The organism is Streptomyces sp. NPDC002911 (assembly GCF_053591835.1).
The window spans coordinates 1-1851 of record NZ_JBSFUO010000068.1 but is presented as its reverse complement, the minus strand read 5'-3'; the positions used below and the strand labels follow the sequence as shown (position 1 = coordinate 1851).

General features: G+C 56.2%; 1 rRNA gene (only partly in view). It reads left to right on the top strand.

Annotated elements, in window-relative coordinates:
• Positions 1-1829, top strand: a 23S ribosomal RNA gene (locus ACWD04_RS33685); it begins 1372 nt to the left of the window's first position.
• The last annotated feature ends 22 nt before the right edge of the window (positions 1830-1851 follow it).

Genomic DNA, 1851 nt, shown 5'->3' with positions numbered 1-1851 from the left:
GTGGATGGGTAGGGGAGCGTCGTGTGCCGGGTGAAGCAGCCGCGGAAGCGAGTTGTGGACGGTTCACGAGTGAGAATGCAGGCATGAGTAGCGATACACACGTGAGAAACGTGTGCGCCGATTGACTAAGGGTTCCTGGGTCAAGCTGATCTGCCCAGGGTAAGTCGGGACCTAAGGCGAGGCCGACAGGCGTAGTCGATGGACAACCGGTTGATATTCCGGTACCCGCTTTGAAACGCCCAATACTGAATCAGGCGATGCTAAGTCCGTGAAGCCGGCCCGATCTCTTCGGAGTTGAGGGTAGTGGTGGAGCCGACGAACCAGACTTGTATTAGGTAAGCGATGGGGTGACGCAGGAAGGTAGTCCAGCCCGGGCGGTGGTTGTCCCGGGGTAAGGGTGTAGGCCGTGTGGTAGGTAAATCCGTCACACGTTAAGGCTGAGACCTGATGCCGAGCCGATTGTGGTGAAGTGGATGATCCTATGCTGTCGAGAAAAGCCTCTAGCGAGTTTCATGGCGGCCCGTACCCTAAACCGACTCAGGTAGTCAGGTAGAGAATACCGAGGCGTTCGGGTGAACTATGGTTAAGGAACTCGGCAAAATGCCCCCGTAACTTCGGGAGAAGGGGGGCCATCACTGGTGAGGGAACTTGCTTCCTGAGCTGGGGGTGGCCGCAGAGACCAGCGAGAAGCGACTGTTTACTAAAAACACAGGTCCGTGCGAAGCCGTAAGGCGATGTATACGGACTGACGCCTGCCCGGTGCTGGAACGTTAAGGGGACCGGTTAGTGCACTTTCGGGTGTGCGAAGCTGAGAACTTAAGCGCCAGTAAACGGCGGTGGTAACTATAACCATCCTAAGGTAGCGAAATTCCTTGTCGGGTAAGTTCCGACCTGCACGAATGGCGTAACGACTTCTCGACTGTCTCAACCATAGGCCCGGTGAAATTGCACTACGAGTAAAGATGCTCGTTTCGCGCAGCAGGACGGAAAGACCCCGGGACCTTTACTATAGTTTGATATTGGTGTTCGGTTCGGCTTGTGTAGGATAGGTGGGAGACTTTGAAGCGGCCACGCCAGTGGTTGTGGAGTCGTCGTTGAAATACCACTCTGGTCGTGCTGGATGTCTAACCTGGGTCCGTGATCCGGATCAGGGACAGTGTCTGATGGGTAGTTTAACTGGGGCGGTTGCCTCCTAAAGAGTAACGGAGGCGCCCAAAGGTTCCCTCAGCCTGGTTGGCAATCAGGTGTTGAGTGTAAGTGCACAAGGGAGCTTGACTGTGAGACCGACGGGTCGAGCAGGGACGAAAGTCGGGACTAGTGATCCGGCAGTGGCTTGTGGAAGCGCTGTCGCTCAACGGATAAAAGGTACCCCGGGGATAACAGGCTGATCTTCCCCAAGAGTCCATATCGACGGGATGGTTTGGCACCTCGATGTCGGCTCGTCGCATCCTGGGGCTGGAGTCGGTCCCAAGGGTTGGGCTGTTCGCCCATTAAAGCGGTACGCGAGCTGGGTTTAGAACGTCGTGAGACAGTTCGGTCCCTATCCGCTGTGCGCGTAGGAATATTGAGAAGGGCTGTCCCTAGTACGAGAGGACCGGGACGGACGAACCTCTGGTGTGCCAGTTGTCCTGCCAAGGGCATGGCTGGTTGGCTACGTTCGGAAAGGATAACCGCTGAAAGCATCTAAGCGGGAAGCCTGCTTCGAGATGAGTATTCCCACCACCTTGAGTGGTTAAGGCTCCCAGTAGACGACTGGGTTGATAGGCCAGATGTGGAAGCCCGGTAACGGGTGGAGCTGACTGGTACTAATAGGCCGAGGGCTTGTCCTCAGTTGCTCGCGTCCACTGTGTT